20 protein-coding genes and 1 pseudogene are annotated in these 25562 nt (G+C 71.3%); 11 read left to right on the top strand and 10 right to left on the bottom strand.

Annotation, left to right across the window (positions count from 1 at the left end):
* The first annotated feature begins 57 nt into the window (after positions 1–57).
* A complete protein-coding gene (locus tag DQ384_RS33100; RefSeq protein ID WP_114032848.1) occupies positions 58–789 on the top strand; it encodes a PIG-L deacetylase family protein in 732 nt (243 codons plus the stop codon).
* On the opposite strand, the gene DQ384_RS33095 is transcribed toward DQ384_RS33100, so the two are convergent.
* The 5 genes and pseudogenes from DQ384_RS33095 to DQ384_RS33075 form a co-directional block, all read right to left on the bottom strand.
* Complete coding sequence (locus DQ384_RS33095; protein WP_245966946.1) at positions 753–1565, bottom strand: CPBP family intramembrane glutamic endopeptidase; 813 nt, start codon at positions 1563–1565, stop codon at positions 753–755. The two genes, DQ384_RS33100 and DQ384_RS33095, sit on opposite strands and share 37 nt — an antisense overlap.
* A 146-nt stretch (positions 1566–1711) precedes the next feature.
* Positions 1712–1975, bottom strand: coding sequence for a WhiB family transcriptional regulator (locus tag DQ384_RS33090; protein ID WP_114032807.1), 264 nt, complete (start codon positions 1973–1975; stop codon positions 1712–1714).
* Positions 1976–2171: 196 nt separating this feature from the next.
* Positions 2172–2870: a neutral zinc metallopeptidase gene (locus DQ384_RS33085; RefSeq protein WP_220183263.1), complete on the bottom strand. Its 699-nt coding sequence runs from the start codon at positions 2868–2870 to the stop codon at positions 2172–2174.
* A 44-nt stretch (positions 2871–2914) separates the two neighbouring features.
* Positions 2915–3547, bottom strand: coding sequence for a response regulator (locus DQ384_RS33080; protein ID WP_181871552.1), 633 nt, complete (start codon positions 3545–3547; stop codon positions 2915–2917).
* 37 nt (positions 3548–3584) lie between these two features.
* A pseudogene (locus DQ384_RS33075) lies at positions 3585–4775 on the bottom strand (ATP-binding protein).
* Between the two features lie 133 nt (positions 4776–4908).
* Between DQ384_RS33075 and DQ384_RS33070 the strand changes: the two are divergent.
* The 6 genes from DQ384_RS33070 to DQ384_RS33045 all read left to right on the top strand — a co-directional run bounded on the left by DQ384_RS33070 (position 4909) and on the right by DQ384_RS33045 (position 11678).
* Positions 4909–6594, top strand: coding sequence for a PspC domain-containing protein (locus DQ384_RS33070; RefSeq protein WP_114032805.1), 1686 nt, complete (start codon positions 4909–4911; stop codon positions 6592–6594).
* The gene (locus DQ384_RS33065) at positions 6584–6760 is read left to right on the top strand and encodes a hypothetical protein (RefSeq protein ID WP_245966945.1); all 177 of its coding nucleotides are present in this window, start codon (positions 6584–6586) and stop codon (positions 6758–6760) included. The genes DQ384_RS33070 and DQ384_RS33065 overlap by 11 nt, the downstream gene beginning before the upstream one ends.
* A gap of 136 nt (positions 6761–6896) precedes the next feature.
* Positions 6897–7349, top strand: coding sequence for a nuclear transport factor 2 family protein (locus tag DQ384_RS33060; protein WP_114032803.1), 453 nt, complete (start codon positions 6897–6899; stop codon positions 7347–7349).
* Positions 7350–7700: 351 nt separating this feature from the next.
* Positions 7701–8183, top strand: a complete 483-nt coding sequence (locus DQ384_RS33055; RefSeq protein WP_114032802.1) for a (2Fe-2S)-binding protein — start codon at positions 7701–7703, stop codon at positions 8181–8183.
* Positions 8184–8218: 35 nt separating this feature from the next.
* Positions 8219–10585 (top strand): xanthine dehydrogenase family protein molybdopterin-binding subunit, encoded by a 2367-nt coding sequence (locus DQ384_RS33050; RefSeq protein ID WP_114032846.1) that lies wholly within the window; start codon positions 8219–8221, stop codon positions 10583–10585.
* A 145-nt stretch (positions 10586–10730) separates the two neighbouring features.
* Positions 10731–11678 carry an FAD binding domain-containing protein gene (locus DQ384_RS33045; protein WP_114032801.1) on the top strand — a complete coding sequence of 316 codons (948 nt, stop codon included), beginning with the start codon at positions 10731–10733 and terminating at the stop codon, positions 11676–11678.
* A 145-nt stretch (positions 11679–11823) separates the two neighbouring features.
* Here DQ384_RS33045 and DQ384_RS33040 read toward each other — a convergent pair whose 3' ends face one another.
* Complete coding sequence (locus DQ384_RS33040) at positions 11824–13080, bottom strand: FG-GAP repeat domain-containing protein (RefSeq protein WP_114032800.1); 1257 nt, start codon at positions 13078–13080, stop codon at positions 11824–11826.
* Positions 13081–13230: 150 nt separating this feature from the next.
* A complete protein-coding gene (locus DQ384_RS33035; protein ID WP_114032799.1) occupies positions 13231–15510 on the bottom strand; it encodes a S8 family serine peptidase in 2280 nt (759 codons plus the stop codon).
* Between the two features lie 574 nt (positions 15511–16084).
* Here DQ384_RS33035 and DQ384_RS33030 point away from each other — a divergent pair.
* Positions 16085–16585: a class I SAM-dependent methyltransferase gene (locus DQ384_RS33030; RefSeq protein ID WP_245966952.1), complete on the top strand. Its 501-nt coding sequence runs from the start codon at positions 16085–16087 to the stop codon at positions 16583–16585.
* A gap of 247 nt (positions 16586–16832) precedes the next feature.
* Here DQ384_RS33030 and DQ384_RS33025 read toward each other — a convergent pair whose 3' ends face one another.
* Genes DQ384_RS33025 through DQ384_RS33015 form a run of 3 tightly spaced genes read right to left on the bottom strand, consistent with a single transcriptional unit; the run spans position 16833 to position 19681 of the window.
* Positions 16833–17135: a hypothetical protein gene (locus tag DQ384_RS33025; RefSeq protein WP_114032798.1), complete on the bottom strand. Its 303-nt coding sequence runs from the start codon at positions 17133–17135 to the stop codon at positions 16833–16835.
* 6 nt (positions 17136–17141) lie between these two features.
* Complete coding sequence (locus DQ384_RS40615) at positions 17142–17753, bottom strand: hypothetical protein (protein WP_147268979.1); 612 nt, start codon at positions 17751–17753, stop codon at positions 17142–17144.
* On the bottom strand, positions 17750–19681 hold the full coding sequence (locus tag DQ384_RS33015; RefSeq protein WP_114032796.1) for a hypothetical protein: 1932 nt from the start codon (positions 19679–19681) through the stop codon (positions 17750–17752). Before DQ384_RS33015 ends, DQ384_RS40615 begins: the two co-directional genes overlap by 4 nt.
* Before the next feature lie 581 nt (positions 19682–20262).
* On the opposite strand from DQ384_RS33015, the gene DQ384_RS44015 reads away from it, so the two are divergent.
* The 3 genes from DQ384_RS44015 (at position 20263) to DQ384_RS33000 (ending at position 25501) form a co-directional block, all read left to right on the top strand.
* On the top strand, positions 20263–21477 hold the full coding sequence (locus DQ384_RS44015) for an SRPBCC domain-containing protein (RefSeq protein ID WP_342769475.1): 1215 nt from the start codon (positions 20263–20265) through the stop codon (positions 21475–21477).
* A 233-nt stretch (positions 21478–21710) separates the two neighbouring features.
* The gene (locus tag DQ384_RS33005; protein WP_114032795.1) at positions 21711–24395 is read left to right on the top strand and encodes a CDP-glycerol glycerophosphotransferase family protein; all 2685 of its coding nucleotides are present in this window, start codon (positions 21711–21713) and stop codon (positions 24393–24395) included.
* A gap of 38 nt (positions 24396–24433) precedes the next feature.
* Complete coding sequence (locus tag DQ384_RS33000) at positions 24434–25501, top strand: glycosyltransferase (protein ID WP_245966944.1); 1068 nt, start codon at positions 24434–24436, stop codon at positions 25499–25501.
* Positions 25502–25562 lie beyond the last annotated feature (61 nt).

The raw sequence follows: 25562 nt of genomic DNA, 5'->3' as shown, positions 1-25562 counted from the left end.
CGCTGGAAATATCGGGTTGATGCCGTTTCGAACCGGCGTAGCGAACGTAGGAGGATCATCGTGACCGCACTTGACGATGCCGAGGTGAGCACCGTCCTCGTGGTGACCGCTCACCCCGACGATGTGGACTTCGGCGCCGCCGGGACGGTGGCCGCCTTCACCGACAAGGGGATCCGCGTCGTGTACTGCGTGGTGACCGACGGCGACGCGGGCGGCTTCGACCGCGAGCTGGACAACGGCGGCATGGCCGAGCTGCGGCGCGCCGAGCAGACCGAGGCGGCCAAGCGGGTGGGGGTCACCGATCTGCGGTTCCTCGGCTACCACGACGGCACCGTCGAGCAGACCCTGGGCCTGCGCCGCGACATCGCGCGGGTGATCCGCCAGGTGCGCCCGGACCGGGTGATCACCTCGACGCCCGAGCGCAATTACGCCCGTATCCAGCCGAGCCACCCCGACCACCGCGCCGTCGGCGGCGCCACGCTCGACGCGGTCTACCCCGACGCGCGCAACCCGTACGCCTTCCCCGAGCTGCTGAACGACGAGGGCCTGGAGGCGTGGTCGGTCAAGGAGGTGTGGCTGACCGGCGGGCAGAGCAGCGACCACTACGTCGACATCACCGCGACCGTGGACCGCAAGATCGCCGCCCTGCGGGCGCACGTCAGCCAGACCGCGCACATCGCCGACGGCATCGAGCAGTTCGTCCGGGGCTTCCTGGCCGCCAACGCCAAGGCGGCGGGCCTGCCCGAGGGCAGCTACGCCGAAGGCTTCCAGGTGGTCTCCACCGGCTGACCTCCGGGTCGCCGGGCGCGGCCGAGCCTGCGCGCGGCCCGTCCGGCGACGTACCCCAGCGTGTTGGTGGCCAGGTGCAGCAGCGACGGCGCGAGTAGGCCGCCGCGGCGGCGCAGCTCGTGGAACGCCACGCCCGCCAGGCCCGTGGCCGCCACCGAACCGGCCACCAGGCGGACGGCCCCCGCGCCGGGCCGTCCGGACCGCCCCTCGCCCGAGGCGAGCCGGCCGAGGGACGGGTTGGCGGACGCCATGTCCAGCGAGGGCAGGACGTGCCACAGCCCGAACAGCGCCGAGGCGCCCGCGACGGACGCCACCGGGCCGTGGCTCCGACGCAGCGCGGCGGGCAGCACCCCGCGGAACGCGACCTCCTCCAGCAGGACGGTGCCCAGCGGCACCTGGACCAGGACCTCCTCCAGGAGGCGGGCCCGGGAGAGCCGCAGCGCCCGCTCGTCCAGGAACAGGGGGCGGGTGCGCGGGGTCAGGACCCCGGCGGTGTAGACGGCGGCGACTGCGGCGGCCAGCGCGCCGCCGATCTTCGCGCCCCTGGCGGCGTCCGTGAACCCCATCTCCTGCCACGTGAGGCCCGCGCGCCGGGCCAGCGCCACGAGCGTGCCCGCCGCCACGGCCGAGGTCACGGGCGCGAGGCGGCGCGCGACCCGGTTGTTCAGCACGTTGGCCGAAACCAGCACGCCCACGCCCGGCACCACGACCCGCGTGAAGGAGGAACGGGTCGTCAGGACCGGCGCGAGGCGAGCACCGGTCTCCGGACGCGGCACGAGGACACGTTGGAGAAAATCAGCGGGCCCGAGCCGGGCACCGGTCTCCAGATGCGGGGCGAGGACACGTTGGAGAAAGTCAGCGGGCCCGAGGCGGGCACCGGTCTCCGGACGCGGGGCGACTACGCGCTTGAGAAGGGAGCAGGTCACGAGGCCCGCCGGCCCCAGCCCGGGGGGAACCGCAGGCGGCGGCGCTCGGCCGTGGTCAGCCCGCCCCAGATGCCGTCCCGCTCGCCCGCGCGCACCGCGTAGGCCCGGCATTCGAGGATCACCGGGCACGAGGCGCACACCGCCTTGGCCTTCGCCTCCTGCTCGGGGAACGGCGCCTCCGGGAAGAACAGCTCGGGATCGGCCGTGCGGCACGCCCCTCTGCTCGCCCAGCCCGCCTCGCGAACGGCCCGCGTACCCATGAACCACCTCCCGGCCCGCGCGGCCCCCGCTGGTGACCCCCGCGTGCGTCGTCTCCCCTACCGGCCCCCTTGGCGGCCCGGCGTCGCGGACCGCGTGTCAGAGCGCCAGACTACGGGCCCGCTGATGGCGGCACATCCACCTCCAGGCGGATCCGCCCGGTCGGCGGATCACCGCCACGTGTACGCGAGGCGCGTGTCAGCACGCGTCGACGCCGTTGTTGAACCCGTCGGCGAAGGACTGCTGGCGCTGGGCGGGGGTGCCGTGGGCGTCGGGCCGCAGCCACTCGTCGGTCGGGTCGCCGGCGGCGGCGAGGTTGGCGAGCAGTTCCTCGTCGTCGCCCGGCTCGGCCTCGATCTCCCCGGCCTGGATCATGCCGGCCAGCGCGCCCCCGGCGTAGCAGTCGGCCTGGAGCTCGCGCTGGACGTTGAGGGTGAAGTCGCTCATGAGCTGAGCCTGGACGGCGTGGCCCAGCTCGTGCGGGACGATCACGTACACCGCGCCGTCGCCGCCGTTCTCGTACAGCTTGCGCATCCACGCCTCGTCGTAGGCGACGAAGTGCCCGATCGGGCAGTAGAAGGCGTTGTCGGGCACGGCCGGCTGGTCGCCGCAGGCCGGGCCGTCCTCGCCGGAGTACGCCTCGAAGGCCTGGATCGGCCGGTAGGCCCGGCCCGCGGCCTCGAACCTCCCCTGCCAGAACCGCTCGGTGAGCGTGCGCGCGAGCTGCACGTCCTCCTCGAAGCTCTGCCCGAGGGAGCGGCTGGGCGAGGAGGACGCGGGGCGGGGCTCGGCGTCTCCGGTGGTGCCGGAGTCCGGGACGGGGCCGGCGGAGCCGCAGCCGGCGGCGAGCAGCGCGGCGAGAAACAACGGAAGGAACGGGAGGATGGTGCGGCGCATCACATATCCCATCCTGGCCGACCCGCCGCGCCCGCGCGCCGTCCTCACACGAGACGACGCGCCGTAGCCCAGCGAGACAGCTCGTGCCGGTTGGAGAGCTGAAGTTTGCGCAGGACGGACGAGACGTGGGTCTCCACCGTCTTCACCGAGATGAACAGCTCCTTGGCGATCTCCTTGTAGGCGTAACCCCGGGCGATCAGGCGCAGCACCTCCCGCTCGCGCGAGGTCAGCGAGTCCAGCTCGGGGTCGATGGACGGCGCCTCGGTGGAGGCGAAGGCGTCCAGGACGAACCCGGCGAGCCGCGGCGAGAAGACCGCGTCGCCCTCCGAGACCCGGACGATCGCGTCGGTCAGCTCCCTGCCGCTGATCGTCTTGGTGACGTAACCCCGCGCGCCGCCGCGGATCACTCCGATCACGTCCTCGGCGGCGTCCGACACCGAAAGCGCCAGGAAACGGACCTGGGACCCCGAGCCGAGCACCCGGCGCAGGACCTCCTGGCCGCCACCCCCGGGCATGTGGACGTCGAGCAGGACCACGTCGGGCTTGAGGGAATCGATGGCGCCGACGGCCGACTCGACGTCCTCGGCCTCGCCGACCACCTCGATCTGCGGGCCCAGCTCGGCGCGGACGCCCGACCGGAAGAGCCGGTGGTCGTCCACGATCAGTACCTTGACCATCGTCACAGCTCCCTCGCGCACCGGGTCGGATCGCAGATCACGATTTCTCCCGCTTCATCGTCAGCATTACCTCGGTTCCGTCGCCGGGCTCGGTCTTCACCCGCGCGCTGCCGCCATGGCGCTCCATGCGGCCGATGATCGACTGGCGGATGCCCATGCGGTCCTCGGGAACGTCGTCCATGGTGAACCCCTTGCCGCGATCCCTGACGAACACCGTGACCTCCTCCGCCTCCACCTCGACATAGACCGATATGACCGACGCCTCAGCGTATTTCGCCGCGTTGACCATCGCCTGCCGGGCCGCCTGCAACATGGCGCGCAGCCCGTCGTCCAGGTCGCAGTCACCCACGCAGACGATCTCGATGGGGATGCCGTGCTCGTCCTCGATCTCGGCCGCCGCCCGGCGCACCGCCGCCGCGATGGTCGCGTCGGCGTCGGCCTTGGGCTGGTAGAGCCAGTTGCGCAGCTCGCGCTCCTGCGAGCGGGCCAGGCGCGTGACCTCGAACGGGTCCTGCGCGCTGCGCTGGATCAGCGTGAGCGTGTGCAGGACGGAGTCGTGGACGTGCGCGGCCATCTCGGCGCGCTCCTCCTGGCGGATGCGCTCCCTGCGCTCCTTCTGGAGCTCCTTCCACAGGCCGGTCAGCCAGGGCGCGGCGATCAGCCCGATGCCCCCGACGACGACGGCCGTGAACACCAGCCCGGGACGGGCCTCGGCCAGCTTGCCCTGGGCGGCCAGGAAGCCGATCGCGCCGATCACCACCAGCACCAGGCCGATGCCCGTGCGGATCCAGGAGCTGCGCACCTGCCGGACGGCGTCGGTCATCCAGCGCTGGCGCCGGCCGGGGTCGGCCTGCTGTCAGAGGATCAGCGTGCCGATGCCGCCCACGGCGATCGACCAGGTGCCGACCCCGCCGGTGGACGCGCCCGTGAGCCAGCCGAAGGACGTCAGGGCGATGCCCAGCACGCCGTACGCGGTCGCCTGGCCCCAGTCGCGGCTCGGCGGCTCGCCGGCGGGCATCGGCTCGCGGGGGGTGAACATCCACAGGGCGGCGTACGCGAGGACGCCGAGCCCGTCCAGGACGCTGAGCAGCACGAACGCGAGCCGCAGCACGACAGGGTCCAGGTTGAGCTGGGCCGCGGCTCCTTGGGCGACGCCCGCGACGACCCGGCCGCGCAGCGGGCGGATCAAGCGAGGGTAGGCCTCGGGAAGGGTGGGGGTCTCAGACATCTCTCGAGCATCGTCACACGTGGAAGGGCCGGCACGCATCAGGGCGCTCCCTGACTCCTGCCCTGAGGGGTCCGGGACGAGTCAGGGGTTCCCCGGATGGTGAGCCGGAGGTCGCGGCGGCCACGATGGTTCCATGACCGAAGCAGGCAGTGCCGGCACGACGCACGAACCGGAGGAGGCCCCGGACGAGCCGCGCGTGCTCCAGCGTAGCGACGAGGGACGGATGCTCACAGGTGTGTGCGCCGGGCTCGGCCGCTACGTGGGAATGGACCCGGTGATCTTCCGGGTGGGCTTCGCCGTGCTGGTCGTCGGGTCCGGCATCGGCATCATGCTGTACGTCGCGGCCTTCCTGCTCATGCGGAACTCCAACGGCGGCCCCGGCTACGTCGAGCAGTGGAGCCGCCGCGTCTTCGACGCCGACACCGTCATGGCGATCCTGGCCGCGATCCTGGCGCTCGGCCTGGTGATCAACGTGGCGGCGGACGGCATCGGCACCTCGACCATCGCCGTCGGCACCCTGCTCGCGATCGCGCTGCTGGCCGCGCACGGCAGGGGCGTGGACCTGCTGGCCGTCACCAAGAGCCTGCCCGAGCGGGTGAAGGGCCGGCGCGGCGTCGAGCCGGTGCCCGGCCCCTGGGCGCACGGACCGCAGGACGCGGGCGCGTACGCGCACAACCTCGCCCAGAACCTCGCGCAGAGCTTCACCCAGAACTTCGGGCGGACCTTCGGGCGGCAGGACACGCCGGAACAGGCGCGGTCCACCGCGTCCGGCACGACGGCCGGCCCGGCGTACGCTCCCGGCACGACGGCCGGCCCCATGGACGCTCCCGGCCCGGCAGCCGGCCCCATGGACGCTCCCGGCGCGGCGGCCGGTCCCGCGGACACTCCCGTGGACGCGCCCCCGGACTACCCGCCGCCCTCGGACGCCCCCGCCGACCCCCGGCAGGCCGCCCCCGGCGCGGGGCAGGCCTATGAGCGGCCCGAGCCGGAGTACCGCCGCCTGTCCGACCTGGCCCGTGAGGCGCGCGGCGGCGGGTTCGACTCCTCGGGCGAGCCCTTCGCCCCGCGCGGCCCGTACAGCTCCCAGCGCGCGCACAGCGCGTACGGCTCCACCGGCTCCCTTGGCGCGTACGGTCCGCCGCAGGCGTACGAACCGCACGACTGGGGCTACACCAGGCGCGCCGCGACGGCCCCGGCCCGGCCCAAGCGCCCGAAGTCTTTCATCGGCGGCATAACGGTATTCGCCGCGTTCGTGGTCGGAGGGATCATGGTGGCCACGCAGTCGTCCTCCAGCACGCTCAACTTCCCTGTGGTCGGCGCCGCCGTGCTCATCACGATCGGCGCCGGGCTTCTCGTGGCGACGTGGTTCGGCCGGGGCGCGGGCCTCGTGGCGACCGGCACACTGATGTCAATTCTCCTGGTGGCGGGGTCGACGGTGAACGGTATTCCGAAGAAGATCGGCAGCTACACCTGGGAGCCGCTGGACAGCTCCCAGGCCGTCCGCGCCTACGCGGTGGGCATCGGCGACGGCACGCTCGACCTCAGCGACACCAAGTTCGCCCCCGGGTCGTACACCCGCTTCGACGCGTCGGTGTCGATCGGCGAGCTGAAGGTGATCGTCCCGGCCACGGCCCGCGTCAAGGTGTTCGGCTACACCAAGCTCGGCGACGTCAAGATCGAGCACGCGGTGCAGGGCGGGACGGACGTCCACCACGACAAGATCCTTGAGCCGGACGTGACGCCCACGGGCGCCCCGGCCGTGATCGAGCTGCACGTCAAGGCCGGCATCGGCGATGTCGAGGTGCACCGTGCGGCATAGGACCGACTGGCTGTCGCTGCTGTGCGGCCTGCTGTTCGTGGGCGTCGGCGTCCGCTACCTCACCGGGCCGCCGCCGGACGTGTTGCTGATGGCGCTGATCCTGCTGGTCGGGCTGGGTTTCGCCGGGTTCGTGGCGATCATCGCCAAGGCGGTGCGCAAGCGCTGACGGCCCCGCCCCCGCGAGGCGCCGCGCCCGCCTGCTTCGAGATCGAGCGCGGGCTGCGGGAGATCGTGGACTGGGGAGGGCGCCGCGCTCGTGGGTATGCCCAGGCCATGGCCCGTCCGACCTGGGAGGATCCGCGATGACCTCGATCACGCCGCCGTTCACGGAGGACTCCGCGCGGGCGAAGGTCCAGACGGCCGAAGACGCGTGGAACACCCGCGATCCGCACCGCGTGGCCCTCGCCTACACGCCGGACTCGGTGTGGCGCAACCGGTCGGAGTTCGTGACCGGCCGCGAGGAGATCACCCGGTTCCTCGCCCGCAAGTGGGCCAGGGAGCTCGACTACGCGCTGCGCAAGGAGCTGTGGGCCTTCACCGGCGACCGCATCGCCGTCCGGTTCCAGTACGAGTGCCACGACGCGGACGGGCAGTGGTGGCGCAGTTACGGCAACGAGCTGTGGGAGTTCGACGAGGCCGGCCTGATGCGGCGGCGCGAGGCCAGCATCAACGACCTGCCGATCGAGGAGACCGACCGCCGTATCTTCGGCCCCCGGCCGCCGGCCGAACTGGGCCGTCCGTTCCCCCTCGAATGACCGCCCCGCCGCCCTCGGAACGACCGTCCGCAGCCCCGGAACGACCGTCCGCGCCCTCGGAGAGCGACCGTCCGCGCCATCGGATGACCGTCCGTGCCCCCGGATCACCGTCCGCCGCCGGAGGACACGGAAGCGACGCGGCCGGACCGACGGCGCGCCGAAGTGCCCTGGGGGTTGACCGTGCACCTCAGGGGCGTACGTTCGCTCTTGTCGGCTCTCACTACGTGAAATCATTGTCAGTGCGCTCGCCACCGTGTGACCTCTGGGCACCCCACGGCGGGCCGCCTCCCGCGAGGGGCGCACAGTCCGGCGCACGGCGATGGACGTCCGGCCCGCGTGCTTGGAGGAGCGATGACCCGCATCACCGTCACCGTCGACGGCGTCGCCCACGAGGAGGAAGTGGAGCCGCGCCTGCTCCTCGTCCACCTGCTGCGCGATCGGCTCGGCAAGATCGGCACCCCGGTCGGCTGCGACACGAGCAACTGCGGCGCCTGCACGATCATGATGGACGGCAGGAGCGTGAAGAGCTGCTCCGTCCTCGCCGTACAGGCCGACGGCAGCGAGCTGCTCACCGTCGAGGGGCTGGCGGACGGCCCCACCTGGCACCCCATGCAGCGCGCCTTCCACGAGGAGCACGCCCTCCAGTGCGGCTACTGCACCCCCGGCATGATCATGGCCGCGCTCGACCTGCTCAAGGACGACCCCGACCCCTCGGACGAGGCGATCCGCCACGGCCTGGAGGGCAACCTGTGCCGCTGCACGGGCTACTCCAACATCGTCAAGGCCGTACGACGCGGCGCGCGGGCCATGAGCGACCAGGAGGTGACGACGTGACCGAGGAACTCGACGCCGGGATCGTCGCCCGCCAGATCGCCGAGAGCGGAGAACTCGGCGAACCCGCCCGGAACCGACACGAGGTCGGCGCGGCGCGCAGGCGCAAGGAGGACGCCCGGCTGGTGACCGGGCGCACGCGGTGGACCGACAACATCCAGCTCCCCGGCATGCTGTACGTCGCGTTCCTGCGCAGCCCGATGGCGCACGCCCGCGTCACCCGCGTGGACGCCTCCCCCGCCCTGCACAGGCCCGGCGTCGTGGCCGCGTTCACCGGCCGCGACCTCGCCGGCGAGCAGGGCAGCCTGCCGTGCGCGTGGCCCGTCACCGAGGACATCGTCGTCCCCGCGCACCCGCCGATGGCGGTGGACGAGGTCCGGTACGCCGGCGAGGCCGTGGCCTGCGTCGTCGCCACCGACCGGTACCGGGCCTACGACGCGCTGGAGTCGATCGAGATCGACTACGAGCCGCTGCCCGCCGTGGTCGACATGAACGCCGCCCTTGAGGACGACGCGCCCCGCGTCCACGAGGAGGGCAACCGCGCGTACGTCTGGAAGTTCGGGACCGGCGACATCGACGCCGCGTTCCGCGACGCGCCCGTGGTGGTCGAGCGGACGTTCGTCCAGCAGCGGCTGATCCCCACGGCGATGGAGCCGCGCGCGGTGGTGGCGCAGACCGACGGCGACTCCTTCACGCTGCACTCCTCGACGCAGGTCCCGCACATCCTGCGGATCATGCTGGCCACGGTGACCGGGATCCCCGAGCACAAACTGCGCGTGATCGCCCCCGACGTCGGCGGCGGGTTCGGCTCCAAGCTCCAGGTCACGGCCGAGGAGGTGCTGCTGCTCCTTCTCGCCAGGCGGCTCGGCAAGCCCGTCAAGTGGACCGAGTCCCGCTCGGAGGGCAACCTCACCGTGCACCACGGCCGCGACCAGATCCAGCGGCTCTCGCTCGCCGCCGAGGCCGACGGGCGGCTGCGCGGCCTGCGCGTGGACCTGCTGGCCGACATGGGCGCCTACCTGATGCTGATCACGCCGGGCATTCCGATTCTCGGCGCGTTCATGTTCAACGGCATCTACAAGATGGACGCCTACGACTTCACCTGCACGGGCGTGTTCACCACGAAGATGCCCACCGACGCCTACCGGGGCGCGGGCCGTCCCGAGGCGACGTTCGCGATCGAGCGGCTGATGGACGAGCTGGCCGCCGAGCTGGGCCTGGACCCGATCGAGGTCCGGCGGCGCAACTGGATCACCCGCGACGAGTTCCCGTACACGACGGTCGCGAACATGACCTACGACTCGGGCGACTACGAGGCCGCGACCCGCAAGGCGCTCGCGCTGTTCGGCTACGACAAGCTCAGGGCCGAGCAGTCCGAACGCCGGGACCGGCGCGACCCCGTCCAGCTCGGCATCGGCGTCTCCACCTACACCGAGATGTGCGGCCTGGCGCCGAGCCGGGTGCTGGGCTCGCTCAGCTACGGCGCGGGCGGCTGGGAGTACGCGGCCGTGCGCATGCTGCCCACCGGCAAGGTCGAGGCGGTGACCGGCGTCAGCCCGCACGGCCAGGGCCACGAGACCGCGTGGAGCCAGATCGTCGCCGACGCGCTCGGAGTGCCGTTCGAGGACGTCGCCGTGGTGCACGGCGACACGGCCATCGCCCACAAGGGCATGGACACCTACGGCTCCCGCTCGCTCGCGGTCGGCGGCGTCGCCCTGGTCCGGGCGTGCGACAAGGTCAGGGAGAAGGCACGGCACGTCGCCGCCCACATGCTGGAGGCGTCCGCCGAGGACATCGAATTCTCCGAGGGCACGTTCCGGGTCCGCGGCACCGAGGCGGGCACGACGATCCAGGAGATCGCGCTGGCCGTGTTCGGCGCGCACGACCTGCCGGACGGCGTCGAGGCGAGCCTGGACTCCGACGCGACCTTCGACCCCGACGACTTCTCCTTCCCCCACGGCACCCACCTGTGCGCCGTCGAGGTCGACACCGAGACCGGGGCCACGAGCATCCGGTCGTACGTCGCCGTGGACGACATCGGCAAGGTGATCAACCCGCTCATCGTGGAGGGCCAGGTGCACGGCGGGATCGCCCAGGGCATCGCGCAGGCGCTGTTCGAGGAGGCCGTCTACGACTCCGAGGGCAACCTGCTCACCACGACGATGGCCGACTACCTGCTGCCCTCCGCCGCCGACCTGCCCGACTTCGTGACCGCCAGGACCGAGACCCCGGCGACGGGCAACCCGCTCGGGGTCAAGGGCGTCGGCGAGGCGGGCACGATCGCCTCGACGCCCGCCGTCGTCAACGCCGTCGTCGACGCCCTGCGCCCGTACGGCGTCCGCGACGTCCCGATGCCCTGCACTCCCGAACGGGTGTGGCGCGCGATCCAGGGAGGCGCCTCGTGACCCCTGCGCGTCGAACGAACGAAACCTGCCCACCCACGAGACGTCCCGTCCGGATACGGCCGGTGACCGGCGACGCCACGTCACGATCCGCCTCGCCTTCGAGACGAACTGTCCCGATCCGGCCGACGGTATGCGGAGGTCTGTCATGATCCCGGCGAGCTTCGACTACGTGCGCGCGTCCTCCGTGGACGAGGCCGTCGAGGTGCTGGCGGACGCAGGCGAGGAGGCCAAGGTGCTGTCCGGCGGGCAGTCCCTGCTTCCCCTGCTGCGGCTGCGGCTGGCCTACCCCAGCGTGCTGGTCGACGTAGGACGGCTGCCCGAGCTGCGCGGCGTCCGCGACGAGGGCGGGCACGTCCACATCGGTGCCACCACCACCCACGACGAGATCATCCGCTCGCCGGTCGTCCGCGCCGGATGCCCGCTGGTGGCGCTGGCCACGGCGACCGTCGCCGACCCGGCCGTACGGCACCGGGGGACATTCGGCGGCTCCATGGCCCACGCCGACCCCGCCGGCGACCTGCCCGCCGTGGCGGTGGCCCTGGACATGGAGTTCGTCCTGCGCTCCACGACGGGCGAGCGGGTGGTCACGGCGACGGACTTCTTCACCGACTACCTGGAAACCGCCCTCGAACCGGGCGAGATCCTCACCGCTGTGCGCGTCCCCAAGCTGGGCGAGGGCTGGGGCTACCACTACGAGAAATTCCACCGCACCGCCCAGGCCTGGGCGATCGTCGGCGTCGCGGCGGCCGTACGGGTCACGGTCTCCGAGAGCGGCGCCCGCCACGTGGCCGAGGCCCGCGTGGGCCTCACCAACATGGGCCCGACCCCACTCCGCGCCACCGCAGTGGAGTCCGCCGCCGTGGACGCCGAGCTTCCCCCCGTCCCGCACGCCACCGCGAACGGCTCCCCGTCCACCGCACGACTGCCCTCGGCGAACGGCTCGGGCCCGCACGACACACTGCGCGAGGCAGCGTCCCTCGCCGACGGGGACACCTCCCCGACCGCCGACCTCCACGCCACCCCGGACTACCGCCGCCACCTCGCCCGCGTCCTCACCCACCGCGCCCTGACCCACGCCGCCGCGACCGTCTAGAGCACCGTCGAAGGCGCCGCATTCTTGGTCACCGGGGAGGCGGCGCCGACAAGCCGGTCCGACATGGCGAGCCGAAACCGTAGTAGACGACCGCACGCACTACCCTGCCGCCCGCCACAACTCATAAGCGCCGCCAACGCCGTCTTCAGGAGGGCTGGCTCAGGCCCAGGCCGCCCGGGGTCTTGAGGCCGAGCCGCTGGGCGCCCCCCGGCGCGCCGCTCGGGAGGACCTCCAGCGCGCCGGCGCCGTACACGCCCGGCAGTCCGGCGATGACGTCCGCGCGCCGGTCGCCGCGGACGTCCGCCAGGCGCAGGCTCGTGCCGTACCTGGTCTCGTAGGTGTCGTGCGCGTACCGCCGGATCGGCTGCGCGCCCACGCCCGTGGCGGTCCCGGCGTACAGCAGGGCCCAGTCGTGGTCGCCCTCGGCGGAGATGTGGACGGCCAGGTCGGCGCGGCCGTCCCCGGTGATGTCGCCGAGGGCGACGTTGGCCGGGTAGTAGTCGTCGCCCGTCGCCACCGTCCGCGCCGGGGCGAAGCCGTTGCCCTGGCTGAGCTGGACGAGCACCCGGAAGTTCTCGCCTTCGGTCGAGGTGATCCGGACGAGGTCGGCCCTGTGGTCGCCGTTCACGTCCGCGACGGCGAGGTCACGGGCGGCCCGCTCGGTCGGAGTGATCGACCACGCGCGGGTCAGCGAGAGCCCGGCACGAGAGCCGGGCACGACGGTGATCCGTTGCGGCCCGACGGGGTCGGGCAGGGCCACGCGGTGCTCGGTGGCCACCAGGTCGGGCCTGCCGTCGCCGTTCACGTCGCCGGCGGCGAGGTCCGCGCCGAACCGCGGGGCCCCGTTGGCCAGGCCCCCCGCCACCCGCAGGCCGGACCTGCCGCCGCGCAGCACGACGATCCGCTCGCTGCCGGTGACGGCCACGTCCCCGTAACCGTCGCCGTCGAAGTCGGCGGCCGCCATGGCGGGCTCGGTCACCGGCCACGACAGCACCTTGGCGTCCGCGCCGCGCAGCCCGGTCGGCGACCCGCGGAAGACCACGAGCTTCTTGCGTGCGGACGCCAGGACGTCGGCGTAGCCGTCCGCGTCGAAGTCGCCGGAGGCGAGCACCCGCCCGAGGTTCTCCCGCGCGACGGGAGCGGCGAGCGTGACGACCCGCCCCTGAGTGGAGACCTGCTTCGCGCCGCCGAAGTAGACGACCACGCCTCCGGCGTCGCTCTTGCCCTTCACCTTCAGGAGGGGCAGCCCGGCGATCACGTCGACGCGCCCGTCACCGTTGACGTCGCCCGCCACCGCCGGCCTGACGGGCTTGGCCTCGGCGGGGACCGCGACCCCCGCCAGCCCCACCGCGACGGCCACGACGAGGCCGCCCTTCCGCATCCCCTTGAACGTCCCGCGCATGACCGTCTCCTTCGGAGTCCCTGCCCCATGGGACGCCCGTCCGGGCCCCGATGTTGGCGGGGTCCCGAAGAATTCACCTTCGGGGTAAGACGTCCCCGAACGCAGCCGGGCGCCCTGTCGTGAAGGCGCCCGGCCGGCGCGTGAACGGGGTCAGGAGGCGAGGACCCGCAGCTCGGAGAGTTGTGCGGCGGGCCACGCGGTGTTGGCGGTGAACACCAGCCGGACGTACCGGACGGAGGCCATGTTGAAGCTCACCGCCACGGTGTTCGCCGACGCCGGACTGAAGCTGTACGCCCGCGACCCGACGATCGGCTTGTAGGTGACGCCGTCCGTGCTGCCCTCGATGGTCGCCGTCTGGGTGCGAGCGCCCCACGACGGCGGCAGCGCCATCTCCACCTGGTAGATCCGGCAGGTCGCGCCGAGGTCCAGGGTGACGGACTGCGGGAAGGCGTTGTTGGCGCTCTCCCAGTAGGTGGAGGTGTTGCCGTCCACCGCGTTCGCCGTGCCGTAGCCCGGCTGGGCGGTACCCGTGAGCGGCCGGCCGAGGGCCGCGTTCTTGCCCGCCGCCGAGAACGCCTGCACCTCGGCGATCTTGATGGTCGGCGTCCAGGGGCCGCTTGGGAAGTTCAGCGACAGGCAGCACCCGTAGACCGGCGGGAAGGTGATCGTGACCTTGTTGCCGGTGGCCGGGTTGAAGCTGTAGGTCTGCTGCGGGACCACCGTGACGGCGTCCACCGTGCTGTCCACATAGGCCGCCTGGACCGACATCGTCAGCGTCCGGGCCGGCTCACCGGCCGGGAGCTGGACCACTATCTTGTCCGTCGTGCGGCGGCCGCCGTCGAAGGCGTAGTTGATGCCGACCGTGTTCACATACGACGGCACCTCCCAGTAGGTCGCGGGGTCGTGGTCGACCGAGTAGAAGCCCCAGTGACCGTCCGTGCCGGGCAGCGACCTGTTGTAGCCCATCACCAGCGGCAGTTCGGTTCCCGGCGCGATGACGCCCGACCTGGCCCGCGCCACCGCGGCGTAGGCGTCCAGCTTGCCGTGCCCCCAGACCTCGTTGGCCGTCCCGGCGGAGGCGCAGGAGGTGTCGGGGGTCGGCACGGCGGTGCCGTCCAGTACCACCCGCGTCGCGTCGACGTTGCCGCGCAGGGACGGCACCGCCGCCCAGATCAGCGCCACCGTCGCCGCCGTGTGCGGGGACGCCATGGAGGTCCCGCTGTAGCCCGCGTAGGCGCCGCCCGGCACCGAGGAACGGACGTTCACGCCGGGGGCGGCGATGTCCGGCTTGATGTAGGTGTCGCCGGTGCCGCGGCTGGAGAACGGCGCGATCACGTCATTCGCGTCGAAGGCTCCCGAGCTGTAGGCCTGGATGAGCCCGCCCGGGTAGTTCGCCGTCCCACAGGCCGGTCCGGAGTTGCCGTTGGAGAACGCCGGGAAGATGCCCGCCTTCACCCAGGCGGACAGGACATCGGCATACCACTCCGAGTAGCCCGGGGCGCCCCACGAGTTGTTCACCACGTCGGGGGCCAGGTCGGGCCGGGGGTTCGCGCCGGAGAGGTCGGTGGGGGCCAGCATCCACTGGCCGGCCGCCATCAGGTTCGCCGCCGCGCAGGTGGTGCCCTCACAGCCCTTGGCCGCGATCCACTTCACCCCGGGAGCGACGCCGATCTTGTTGGACCCGCCGTCGTCTCCAGCCATCGTCCCCATCGTGTGCGTGCCGTGCCCGTCGGTGTCACACGGCGCGGAGGTCGGGCATCCGCCCGTCGGGTTGTACCAGGCGTAGTTGTGGTTCACGGTGCCGCCGGAGTTGCCCCGGTACTGGCCGATCAGGGCAGGGTGGTCCCACTGGACGCCGGTGTCGATGTTGGCGACCACGATCCCCTGACCACGATCGGAGTACTCGCTCCACACGCGGTCGGCCTGGATCTTGTTGACGTTCCACTCGACGCCGGCCACCGTGGCCTGCGCCTTTGGGGCCGCGATGGGCTTCGGGATGACGGCCGGGACGTCCGGCTCGATCTTCGAGACCTCGGGCAGCGCGGCCAGTTGCTCCAGCAGCGCGCTGCCGCCGGTCACCTTGACCGTGTTGGAGATCCAGAACGCCGTGAAGTCGGCGTGGGCGGCGCGCGCGGCGGCGATGACCCGCTTCTGGGACGAGTCGGCCGCCTCCTTACGGACGCGGATCACCTCGGCGGCCCGCCCGGCCCGGGTCTTCTTCCCGGCCACGGTGCTGAAGTCGGCGCGCTTGGCGAGGCGCACCCAGAAGGTGCCGGTACGACCGTCGGCCACGCTGCCGCGTACCGCCGCCGCCACCTTGGGCGGCGGGGTGGGCTCTTTGTTCGTCGGGCCGCCCGCGTGGGCGGCGGTGGAGGAGAAGACGACGGCCGTGGCGACGGCGACCGTCCCCAGGGCACGCAAAAGCCGCATGGATCGCGACAAGGGAGAGGTCCTTTCCTAGGGGGACGCCCGGCGGCAGTGCATGACAAACCGCACGGACGGTGAAGGCTCCGGACGGCTCGCGCGATGCCGTACGGAACATCCGGGTGGCGCCTCAGCCCGGATGGACCTGGAATTCAGGGATTCAGGAGAGCTGTCCAGCCCGTCGGCTTGGATCAGCGGGAATGGCGAGCCGCCACCGGCCGGGGGAGGCTTCGCCGACGGCGAAGATCACGGTGTTGCGGCGGGCGGTTTTCGGACGGCGCGACTTGTGGCGAGCGAGGCTCGCACGCCCACCGCCCCGAGCACGTACACGGCCCGTCGAGGGCCACCCACCCCCGGGACCCACCGAACAGACCTGGCCAAGATTCCCCGTTCCAGCCACACCCCCACACCTTAGCGATCTAGCCCCTCGAATGCGGTCCCATTTATGCGCCCTCTTCCTGTTTCGGTATGAATTCTGCGTAAATTCGTTTGTTTCTTGCAGACGGGTTCCCCTGCGGAGTCGTTCCGCTCGGACCCCGAACGCTACGAAAGGGCCAGACCCCGCTATCCCGACGCGTTGGTGGAGCGCATCGTCGCCGAAAGCCCCCGGCCCGACTTCCTCGACGTCGGCATCGGTACCGGCATCGCGGCCCGGCAGTTCCTGGCCGCCGGTCGCAAGGTGCTCGGGGTCGAGGTCGACGCGCGGATGGCCGAGTGGGCGCGACAGCGCGGGCTCGATGTCGAGATGATGGCGTTCGAAGCCTGGGACCCGGCCAGCCGGCAATTCGACGCCGTCGTCTCCGGACAGGCATGGCACTGGGTGGACCCGGTCGCGGGAGCGGCGAAGGCCGCCGAGGCGCTACGGCCCGGCGGCCGGCTGGCGGTCTTCTGGAACGCGGGCCACCCTTCGCCCGACCTGGCCGAAGCCTTCTCCGCGGTCTACCGCCGGGTCATCCCCGACTCGCTCGCCTCCCGCCAATGGACCACCGTTTCGGACGCGTACTCGGTGCTGAGCGGCAGGGCCGCCGACGGCATCCGGGACGTGGGCGCGTTCGGCGAGCCGGAGCGAAAATTGCACTGAGCCCGGCGACCAGCAACCCGCACCGCGTCAAAAGCGGGGACGATCGCCTTGACCGCGGCCGTGGCCTCCGAGACGACAAGCCTGACGTCCTCCGTAACCCGACGAATCCATGACCGTGGTTCCAACCGGGACGTGCCCAAAGGTGGCACGCCTGTCGGCGACCGGCGGTTGGGATCGGCCCTGGGAGCGCGTGATGACGCCCCCGGACACGACCTAGTGGCCGGAGGCGCACTTGTGACCGACAGCGTCAGGACAGGCCGTACCTCTGGGCTATCGACCTGGCCTCGTGTTCGGTCACCTCTCGGGGGGTGCGGGCCAGGGCCAGTCGTAGCTCGGAGAGGATCTTGTCTCCGGAGCCCCGGACGCGCGTGCGGTAGTGAACGAGCTGGGCGTCGAACCGCACGGCGGTCGGTCCTGTCCAGACCCCGCCCCCGTGAAACGCCCGATACGGCCCCTCGATGTCGTCATCCACCTCACGGATCATCGTCTCCACCGCCCGCAACGCCTCCTCCAGCGCCGCACAAAGCGGGTTCGGCACCAACTGCGGCATCCCCGCTCACCCCTTCGTCTTCGTCGGCGAAGGAGAAACACCCTCCCCTGACGGCCCGGGCGACGGCGCACTGGCATCCGTGATCAGCTTCGGCGCGATCAACTTCATAAGCGCCACCACATCAGCCGCGTTGTCCCGCCCCGAGACCCCAATATCCAGTTGGATGCTGAGCATCGCCTTACCACGCACGAGAAGCGCGTTCGCGCGGTTGTAATTTCCATCGGGGGGCTTGAAGTAGTAGCCGATGGCCCCAGGGACGATCTCCGGCAATGGCGAGGCTCCGGCCGAGATCTGACTTTCAACTAGTTCCGAGTACCCTCCCGGCGCGAGATCGACCAGTAGCACCTTCGACTTCTCGTCGGTCGGCTGATATATCGTACACGTTCCGGCACCTAAGCCATTCGAGATATCTAGATCGAAGAATCCATGCGCGATCGGATCGCGTACGCCGGTCATCAGTTGCACCGCTTTGATTGGAATATATTCGCATGCGAACGGCGGAGCGGCTGATTTCGGGATGGGTGTGCGATCGATCCCGACATCATCGTTCTGACATGCCGTTGATGTGGCAAGCATACATAGCATGGCCGCCATGGAGGCGAGCGGCTTCAACTTCATGATCCGTGATGCCTCAGACCACCGAAGAAGCTCACATCCAGTTGATTTTCGAGATCTCGCCATGACCTTCCCGACAGCCCTTCGCGGAGCCATCGCTCATACGCTTCAACCCGCCGGTACATGTCAGTTTCGTTGGCAGCCTTTTTGTCGATCATCTCATCCCTGGTCATGAGCGTCCGGCCATCGTCTTTAAGAAAGTTATTGGGGTTGTCGCGAGGATCATCACCCTTGTTCAGCCCCTCCAGCGTGGCCCAAGGATGAGTCCGTGCCGGAGGTTCAGATTTTCCGAACAGGCCGTGCTTGAGCATCGCTTGGGCGGCGAGATCATGGACGAAATTTCGAGTTAGATCGAGGGCCTGGTCAGCCTGGAGGCGGGCCTTGTCCTCCGCGTTTCCCTTGTTCATGTCCTCGATCATGCCAGTCCAAGCCCCGATGCCGCCGGCGAGCCGTGCCCAAGGCACCTCCTGCGGCCAGGCGAGACCCATATCGACGAGGGCTGCCAGAATCTTCATATTCCGCGCTTTCGCCTCGTCCATCTCCTTGCCGCTCTCGATCCCGGCCAGCCCCGCCGCATCCCTGATCAAGCCGAAGCCGGCCGCCGCCTGCTTTACGCTTGCAACAAGTGCGTCATCCCCCCGCCCTGCGGCCACCTCTGCAGCCCCATGATCGAGAAGGCGGGCCGCCAACACGGTCTGGGCGGCCAGGACAATAGCGAACGCTTTTTCATCCGTGAACGCCTGCTTCATCACCTCGTTCAGAGAGACCCGATCGAACTGCCCAACCCCCCAAGGGTCCTGCCCGGGACTGAGAGGATTATCGGCACCTGAAACCACGCTCGGGATTGTGGTCCCAGATTGAGCGGCACCGTTGATATCGATGATGTAGCCCGCGAGGACACGGCCAGTTGTAAGAGGCGGAACATGGGATTCGAACGAGTCGTCGGCCATGACGCGATCAATTTCCAATTTGATGAACTCTGAAGCGAGTTTAGCTGATAGGAAACCGCGCGACGGTTTTTGCGGCGTGCCGTCATGGTCGCGAAAGTACAGGGTTGCGGCTTCGATGGCCTTGCCCAACGCATCACCGTTATCACTAAGCCGCCGCTCGGTCATGAAGCGCTTCAGCATGTTGGGATCGCTCAGGAAGAAATCTTGAGCGGCTGCGGGGTCCTTGCTGAGCGCTTCTAGAACGGTGATCATCATTGGCTGTTCCAGCCCGATCGGATTGGCGTGCGCCTTGCGGTCCCACGCGTCGAGCTTCTTGGCCACCGAGGTCAGGAACTCGGTGGGGAACGTGCCGTGCTTTAGGGCCAATGCGAGGCCGTAACCCTCTTGCCAGTTCATACGGGACCAGTTCGTGCGTATCCCCGACAGCAGTTCGTTAAGTTCGTTGCGCCAGGCGGTGCTCAGCTTCGGGCTGGCAGTCCCCAGAGTCTGGCCTAGGGCCACAAGCAATCGATTCATGCCCACGTCGTTCTTGTGGGCCACGATCTTGCCCATCAGCTTGGTGTACGCCTTGGCGCCCATTGCGTTCATCAAGGTAGTGGCGAAGCCGGGGTCCTTGGCGCGTTTTTCCAGTTCGGCCAGGGTGTTCGCGTCGACCTTGCCGTTCTCTGCGGCCTGGCCCAGTTTGAGGGCGGCGGCGTAGACGTCGGGGTGGTGGGCGGCCTTGGCGTACAGGGCCTCGTCGAAGGCGGTCAGGCCGCCGGGGAGGCTTGAGGAGGCGCTCCAGTCCGAATGCTCGGCGCGGATCGTCTGGCTGCGGCGGCGCAGGTCGGGGCGGCTCGTCGCGATCCAGGTCCGCATCTCGCGCAGGACGTCCAGGCCCGAGGTGTCCAGGTCCAACTGCTGGAGTGTGCGGCGGATCCGGGGCTCGTTGCGTCCGAGGGTGTCCTCGGCCCGGCCCAAGCCGCGTTCGAAGGCGTCCATCGAGGCGGGATCGATCCCGGAATAGCCGCCTTTCACTCCCGAGGGCGGGTGAGGGAGCGGAGTCGGGCCGGTCGCCGAAGAGGTCCGAGCGGTCTTGGGAGCGCTGTCCCCGGAGGGAGGAGCGACCGGAGCGGGCTCGGCGGTCGGAGAGGGTTCGGCCGTGGGGGACGGCCGCCGGGTAGGGACGTCCTCAGGTGCTGGAGACGGCGTGGGTAAGGGATGGGTCATGAGGTCAGGGGGCTCCAGCGCGGCCGACGACAGCGACAACTCCGACGGCGAGATTAATTGCATCCTCGCCATGAGTAAAGATCTTAATAAATATGGATATGTCTGCCGACGCCCTCCGCTATTCCCAAATAGGGCACAGGCTCATGGCCGGAACCAGCCCCCGACGAGACGACGAGCAGGTCAGCCGACACGGACGGAGCCGCCGCCCCCCGCAGTCGGCGCTACCGATTCGCATGACCGCGGCAAGAGGGGTAGCAAGGTAGCGACGGGTCGTTGAGCGGTCATAATGGCGCGAGAGCGACGAGGGCCGTCCGGTCGTTCGCCGGCCGGGCCTGGCCTGGGAGGGCGGCACCATGGCGATGCGGTTCGAGCACGAGTTCACGGTTCCCGTGCCGGTCGAGCAGGCGTGGTCGGTGCTTCTCGATGTCCAGAGGGTGGCTCCCTGCCTGCCGGGGGCGACGCTCGACGGCGTGGACGGCGACGTGTTCACCGGCCGGATGAAGGTCAAAGTAGGGCCGATAACCGTCACCTACCGGGGCGAGGCGGCGTTCGAGTCGGTGGACAAGGACGCGCACACGCTCAGCCTGAAGGCGTCGGGCAAGGAGGCGCGCGGCACCGGCACCGCCGGGGCGCTGGTCAACGCGACGCTCACCGGCGAGGGGGCTCGGACCAGGGTCACGGTCGAGACGTCGTTCAACGTGACGGGACGTCCCGCGCAGTTCGGGCGGGGGGTGATGGCCGAGGTCGGGGCCAAGCTGATCGACAAGTTCGCCGAGAACCTCGCCGCGGTGCTGCGCGAGGCCCCGGAGGAGAGGACCCTCACGGTGGTGCCCGACGAAACGACCGAGGAAACGGCCCCGGGGACGGCCGGAAAGACGGCACCAGGGATCGTCGGCGGGACGGCCGAGGAGATGCCTGCGCCGGAGCCGGCCGGGGAGGTCGAGCCCGGCGCGCTCGCCGAGCCCGCCACCACCCCGTTCAACCAACCCGAGCCATCGCTTCTGCCCGAACCCGCCACCACTCCGGTCGACGAGCCGGCGCCGTCGCCGCTCGCCGAGCGCGCCTCGGTGTTCACCGAGCCCGCCACCGTGCCGTTCCGCGAATCCGGCGAACCCCGGGAGCCCGGCGAGCCGGCCACCGCCCCGTCCGGCGAGCCGGCCACCGCCCCCTCCGGGGAGCCCGCGAGCGTCCCCGTCGCGGAGGCCGCGTCGCCCTTCGGGGCGCCCGCCGAGGCCGGGGAGCAGGACGACCGGGTGTCCGGGGGTCGGAAGCCAGAGGGACGGGTGTCTCGGGGTGGGGAGCCGGAGGAGGGGGTGTCCGGCGGTGGGGAGACGAGGGCGCAGCGGCATCTCAGCGCCGTGCCCGACTCCTACGCCGAGAGGACGGCCGGGCGGGAGGCACACCCAGCGGGCACCACCCGTACCTCGCGGACGCCCGACGAGGAGGCGCTGGACCTGCTGCGGATCGCGGGCATGCCGCTGCTCAAGCGCGCGGCCCCGCTGGTGGCGGCGCTGGCGGGCGTGGTGCTGCTCGGCTGGCTGGTACGGCGGCTGCTCACCCGCCGCTGACCATAGCGGCTGCTCACCCCCCGCTGACCATGAGCGCGGCGGGGACACACGCCGACTCCCGCGGGGAACGCGCTCCGCGAGCCCACAGGTCGGAGACACCAGCGGAGGACCACCCGGGCCGTGGGTGGTAAAAGTCGGGAAAGGGCTGGTCAGCACTCCTTCGGGAGGGGCGGTACGCGGGGCTGGCCGGGAATACCCCGGGGCAGCGTCGGTGCCGACTGGGGGGAACCAGCATGCAGCCGGATGTCAGCGTCGTGCTCATCACGTTCAACGATTCGGCCAGACTGCCGCGTGCCCTCGCCTCGGTGCTGAACCAGTCCCTGCGCAATCTCGAAGTGATCGTCGTGGACGACGCGAGCACCGACCACACGCCCCGCGTCCTCGCCCGCCACGACGACCCGCGCGTGCGCTACATCCGCAGGGAGTCCAACAGCGGCGGCTGCGGGGCCCCGCGCAACGCCGGGATGGACGCCGCCCGCGCCCCGCACATCATGTTCCTGGACAGCGACGACGAGTTGGCCCCGCACGCGTGCAAGAGCCTGCTGGAGGAGGTCGAGCGGACGGGCGCCGACTTCGCGGCCGGGCAGATCACGCGGCTGTTCGAGGAGACGGGCCGCACCCAGCGCTACTACCCGTCCCTGTACTCCCCCCGGCGCGTGGTAGAGGGGATCCGCGCCGAGCCGCACCTGTTCCTGGACGGCTTCGCGACCAACAAGCTGTACCGGACGGCCTTCCTGCGCGAGCACGGGCTGCGCTTCGCCGAGAACATCCACTACGAGGACCACGTCTTCACCGCGGCCCTGTACTGCGCGGCCCGGACGTTCGCGGTCGTGCCCTGGGTGGTGTACGTCTGGCACCGCGCGGCCGGTTCGACGTCGATCTCGTCGTCGGTCCAGGACCTGGACAACGTCCGGCAGCGGGTGCGGGCGGCGCTGGTCAGCGACGCGATCCTGCGCGACAACGGCTGCTCGGACCTGGTCGCCGACCGCCAGCACCGCTTCGTGCAGCAGGACCTGCGCGTCTACCTGAACAAGCTGCCCGGCCGCCCCGCGGTGTGGGTCAAGGAGTTCGCCGCGGTGACCCGTCCGTACCTGGACGACCTGGAGCCCGGCGTGCTCGGCCGCGCCGACCCGATGATCCGGGTGTGCGCGCATCTGCTCCGCACCGACCACCCCGAGGACCTGGTGGTCGCGGCACGCTCGCTGACCGGCCCGAAGGCGCCGCCGCGGCACGCGCTGCGCGTGGACGGCCGGACGTACTGGGGGACGCGCGCCGACCCGGCCATGGACATCACCGCGCTGCGCCTGGCGGAGCTGCCGTTCATGGCGTCGCGGATCCGGCACGAGGTCACCGAGATGGCGTGCGAGGGGACGATCGTGTCGATGACCGTCCGCACGTACGACCCGTTCGCGGTGCTGCGCCGCTGGAAGTGCGCGGCCGACCTGACGCTCAAGGGCCTGACGGTGCCGCTGGAGCCGCGGCGGCAGGCGGACGGCAGCTACCTCACCCAGGTGGAGTTCGACCTCGGGGGCGCGAGGCTGGGCAGGCTGGGGTTCCAGGGACGGCGTGACCCGCGCGTCGGATTCACCCGCGCGGACGGGCACCGCACCGCCGACCGGCTGCTGGTCGACCCCACCGCGCCGCCGCTGGTGCTGACCGTGGGCAGGCACGAGGTCACGGTCGGCCCGGCGGGCGACGGCGCGGTCCTGCGCGTCTCCTGGCGGCCGGACCCGGCGCTGCGGCGGGCATCCGCGCTGCGCGTGCTGCGCGACCTGGCGGGCCGCGCGGACGTGAAGCTGTGGGCGTACCGGCGGCTGATCCACATGGTCCCGCGCCGCCGCGACCTGGCGCTGTTCGAGTCCGACACAGGCGGGGGGTACACGGGCAACCCCCGGTACATCCACGAGGAGATCGTCCGCAGGGGGCTGCCGCTGGACGTGCGCTGGTCGGTGCGCGGGGACGCGACCGGCTTTCCCGCGGGCGTGCCGCTGGTGCGGCGGATGAGCTGGCGGTACATCTGGATCATGGCCCGCGCGGGCTACTGGGTGGACAGCCACGGCCTCCCGCTCGGCTTCCCCAAGCCGAAGGGGACCCGCTACCTGCAGACCTGGCACGGGCAGACGCTCAAGACGGTCGGGTTCGACTCCCCCGACCTGCGCGGCGACTTCCCCGGCCCGCGCGAGCGCTGGCGGGCGGCCGTGGCGCGCTGGGACGCGCTGGTGTCGCCGGGCGCGGAGTTCGAGCGGGTCTTCGTGCCGTCCAACGAGTACACCGGCACGGTGCTGCGCTTCGGCTCGCCGCGCTGCGACGTCCTGGTCAACGGCGACCCCTCGGCCGAGCCGCGCGTGCGCGAGGCCCTGGAGATCCCGTCCGACCGCAAGATCCTGCTGTACGCGCCGACGTACCGCGACCGGGCGAAGTCGGGCGGCGCGTCGGTGCGGGCGGACCTCGACGCGCTCGGCGACGCGCTGGCGGACGAGTGGGTCGTCGTGCTGCGCACCCACCCGGTCGAGCGGTTCGCGGTGCCCGAGCGGGTGCGGCACCTCGTCCGGGAGGCCGGGTCGTATCCCGAGGTGAACGATCTGATCCTGGCCTCGGACGCGCTGCTCAGCGACTACTCCTCGATCATCTGCGACTACGCGTGCACCGGGCGGCCGATCCTGCTGTACGCCGACGACTACGACGAGTTCGCCCGGGTGGAACGCGGGCTGAACTACGACCTGCGCGAGATCGGCCCCGGCCCGGTGCTGGCCACGACCGGGGAACTGGTCGCCGCGCTGCGCGACCTGCCCGCCGTCGCGGCCGAGTACGCCGGGCGGTACGCCGACTTCGTCACGCTGTTCTGCGCGGACGAGACGGGCAAGGCCGCGCCGCGCGTCGTGGACGCCTTCTTCCACGGACCAGGTCCCCGCCCATGAGGGCTGCCGGGACACGCGGCGGCCGCGCGGGGAGGACCGTGGTCTTCGCCTGTATGGACGCCGACACGCTCGGCGGCGTCCAGCAGGTCACCCACACCGTGGCCCAGGGACTCGCGCTGCGCGGCCACGACGTGCACGTGATCGGCCTGCACGAGGCGGCCGACCCGTTCCGCTACGTCGAACGACCTCTGTACGAGCAGCACGTGGCGCAACACAGGCCGGTCGGCGAGGGCAGGCGCGGGACGGCACGGGCGCGGGTCTCCCGCCTGCTGTCCTCGCTGCCGCCCGGCTACGTCGTCCTGACCTCGCCGACGGTGGTGTCGTGGCTGGCGGACGCGGTGCCGCGCCGGCTGCGGGCCATCGGCCAGTACCACGGCTCGTTCGAGCACGCGCGCGGCACCTGGCACTTCGGCGCGGTGCGGCGCGCCTACGTCGGCCTGGCGCGGTCGGTGTTCCTCAGCCCGGAGGACGCGGCGCGGTTCGCCGAGCAGGCGCTGCTGCCGAACGCCGACCACGTGCCGAACCCGCTGGGGGCGTGGCCGGAGACGACGTCCTTCCTGGACGTGCCCCGGGTGCTCGGCATCGGCCGCCTGGCGGGGGTGAAGCGCTTCGACCGGCTCATCACGGCGTTCGCCCGCGCCTCCCGCACGCGCACGCAGTGGGAGCTGCACCTGATCGGCGACGGCCCCGAGCTCGCGCGCCTGCGCTCGCACGCCGCGTCCCTCGGGGTGACCGGCCGCGTGGTCTTCCGCGGCAGGGTGCCGGCCTCGCGGATCGGCCAGGAGTACCTCAACGGGTCGATCCTCGGGCTGTCCAGCGAGCACGAGGGGTTCCCGCTGGTGGTGGCCGAGGCGGCCTCGTACGGCATGCCCGCCGTCGCCTTCGACGTCTCGGGAGGGGTGCGCGCGCTGGTGCGGGACGGCGCGACCGGCGTGCTCGTGCCGCCCGCGGACGTCGACGCGCTCACCGGCGCGCTGAACGGCCTGATGGCCGACCACGCCCGCAGGCGGCGGCTGGGCGCGGCGGCGCGGGCCCACGCCGAGGCGTTCCGGCTGGAGAAGGTGCTGGACCGCTGGGAGGACGTGTTCGCCCGCATCAGCCGGTGACGGACGCGATCCCCATATCGGCCGCTGGTGGACGTCCACCCCCGGATCGACCGCCGACGGA

Source organism: Sphaerisporangium album (assembly GCF_003323745.1).
Lineage (GTDB): Bacteria > Actinomycetota > Actinomycetes > Streptosporangiales > Streptosporangiaceae > Sphaerisporangium > Sphaerisporangium album.
Note: the sequence above shows the minus strand (reverse complement) of the source record. Positions and strands in the feature narration are given on the sequence as shown.